Origin of the sequence: Synechococcus sp. R6-5, from assembly GCF_047461775.1 — a bacterium.
Classification (GTDB): Bacteria; Cyanobacteriota; Cyanobacteriia; order Thermostichales; family Thermostichaceae; genus Thermostichus.
This window is the reverse complement of sequence record NZ_JANSHV010000153.1, coordinates 1-2,491: the sequence shown is the minus strand read 5'-3', so window position 1 is coordinate 2,491 and position 2,491 is coordinate 1. Positions and strand designations below refer to the sequence as shown.

Annotated in this window: 2 tRNA genes and 1 rRNA gene; all 3 read right to left on the bottom strand. The window is 58.4% G+C overall.

Annotation, left to right across the window (positions count from 1 at the left end):
* A 23S ribosomal RNA gene (locus NW818_RS08995) occupies positions 1–1,871 on the bottom strand; the annotation flags it as partial.
* 230 nt (positions 1,872–2,101) lie between these two features.
* A tRNA-Ala gene (locus tag NW818_RS08990) sits at positions 2,102–2,177 on the bottom strand.
* Positions 2,178–2,266: 89 nt separating this feature from the next.
* Positions 2,267–2,340, bottom strand: a tRNA-Ile gene (locus NW818_RS08985).
* Between the last annotated feature and the right edge of the window lie 151 nt (positions 2,341–2,491).

Here is a 2,491-nt window from a genome sequence, read left to right as displayed (position 1 = left end):
CCGACAAGGAATTTCGCTACCTTAGGACCGTTATAGTTACGGCCGCCGTTCACCGGGGCTTCGGTCGCCAGCTTCGCTTGCGCTAACCGACTTCCTTAACCTTCCGGCACTGGGCAGGCGTCAGCCCCTATACGTCGTCTTGCGACTTAGCAGAGACCTGTGTTTTTGGTAAACAGTTGCCTGGGCCCTTTCACTGCGACCAGCTTGCACTGGCACCCCTTCTCCCGAAGTTACGGGGTCATTTTGCCGAGTTCCTTAGAGAGGGTTCTCTCGCGCCCCTAGGTATCCTCTACCCACCCACCTGTGTCGGTTTCGGGTACGGGTGACAACCTTCATCGCCTACAAGCTTTTCTTGGCACTACCCTCAGCCACGCGGAGTCCGTAGACCCCTCCCAATCCAGTCAGGGTGTGGCCTGCTCTTGTGCGTCCCTCTTCAGCTCCAGTTGTCAGTCAGGGAATATCCACCCTGTCTCCATCGACTACGCCTGTCGGCCTCGCCTTAGGTCCCGACTAACCCCCCGCGGACGAGCCTTCCGGGGGAACCCTTGGGTTTTCGGGGCATTGGATTCTCACCAATGTTTGCGCTACTCAAGCCAACATTCTCACTTCCGCCTCGTCCACGTCTGCTTCCGCTGACGCTTCACCCTACTGCGGAACGCTCCCCTACCATCACCATCCACAACTTCGGCGCATCGCTTAGCCCCGTCCATTTTCGGCGCAAGGGCGCTTGACCAGTCAGCTGTTACGCACTGTTTAAAGGGTGGCTGCTTCTAAGCCAACCTCCTGGTTGTCTGGGCACCCCCACCTCCTTAATCACTGAGCGATGGCTTGGGGGCCTTAGTTGGTGGTCTGGGCTGTTTCCCTCTCGACGATGGAGCTTATCCCCCACCGTCTCACTGCCGACTAACCCTGGCGTATTCGCAGTTTGGTTCGATTTGGTACAGCTCTCGCCGCCCGCACCGATTCAGTGCTCTACCCCACCAGGTACCCGTCGACGCTGCGCCTCAACGCATTTCGGGGAGAACCAGCTAGCTCTGGGTTCGATTGGCATTTCACCCCTAACCACAGCTCATCCGATGATTTTTCAACATCACCCGGTTCGGCCCTCCACTTGGCTTTACCCAAGCTTCAGCCTGGCCATGGTTAGATCACCCAGGTTCGGGTCTACAGCATGGGACTCTCGCCCTCTTCAGACTCGGTTTCCCTTTGGCTCCGGCATTCCCGCCTTAACCTGCCCCACGCTGTAACTCGCTGGCTCATTCTTCAACAGGCACGCGGTCACCCGTTCAATCGGGCTCCCACTGCTTGTAGGCACACGGTTTCATGTTCTGTTTCACTCCCCTCCCGGGGTTCTTTTCACCTTTCCCTCACGGTACTGGTTCACTATCGGTCACGCAGGAGTATTTAGCCTTACGAGATGGTTCTCGCCGATTCACACGGGATTTCCCCTGCCCCGTGCTACTCGGGATCCGGCCGGCGCCTTTGAGCTTTCGGCTACAGGACTTTCACCTTCTCTGGTGCAGCATTCCAGCTGCTTCCCCTAGCCCGCCGGCTGCCGTTTGGCCGTCCCACAACCCCGCCCAGCCGTAGCTGAGCGGTTTAGGCTCTTTCCCGTTCGCTCGCCGCTACTGAGGAAATCACGTTTGTTTTCTTTTCCTGCGGCTACTAAGATGTTTCAGTTCGCCGCGTTCGCCCCTTTAGCCTATGGATTCAGCCAAAGGTGACAAGGCTTGCGCCTTGCCGGGTTGCCCCATTCGGGAACCTGCGGATCACCGCTTTTGTCCAGCTCCCCGCAGCGTTTCGTCGGTAACACGCCCTTCCTCGCCTCTGCGTGCCTAGGTATCCACCGTGCGCCCTTAACTGACTTGACCTTTTCACCTCACGTAACATTGGTGTTCTACCTGCCTCATGCCCCCAGGTTGCTGCTTCCCCCAAGCCAAGGCTCGGAGGGCTCAACCCAGAAGCATGCTGCTCTCTTGCTATGCAGTTTTCAAAGTGCTGGCCGGCTCAACCCGGCTGGAGGCTTGTGCTCGGACCCAAACCCCTAGCCCGGTCGTCAACCTATCCAACTGGAGAACCCCTTCCCGGCTCCTCACCAAAGTGGTGGAGGTAAGCGGACTCGAACCGCTGACTTCTGCCGTGCAAAGGCAGCGCTCTACCAGCTGAGCTATACCCCCAATCCAGACTGCACCCACCCTCTGGCTTTGCCCTCAGCTTGGCCAGCTCGCTTCTAGCTTGCTAGCTCTCCCTTCTCCAGGACAAACAGTGGGCCATCCTGGACTCGAACCAGGGACCTCACCCTTATCAGGGGTGCGCTCTAACCACCTGAGCTAATAGCCCTCCCCTCGGTTCCCCTCCAGAACCCCAGTCAACCATCCCTTCAACCCCGACCGACCTGGGATAACCTTTGCTGGCCTGAGGGTGGTCTAACTCCCCTCAGATGCCCCAAGGTAGGTCTCCCTAAAAGGAGGTGATCCAGCCGCACCTTCCG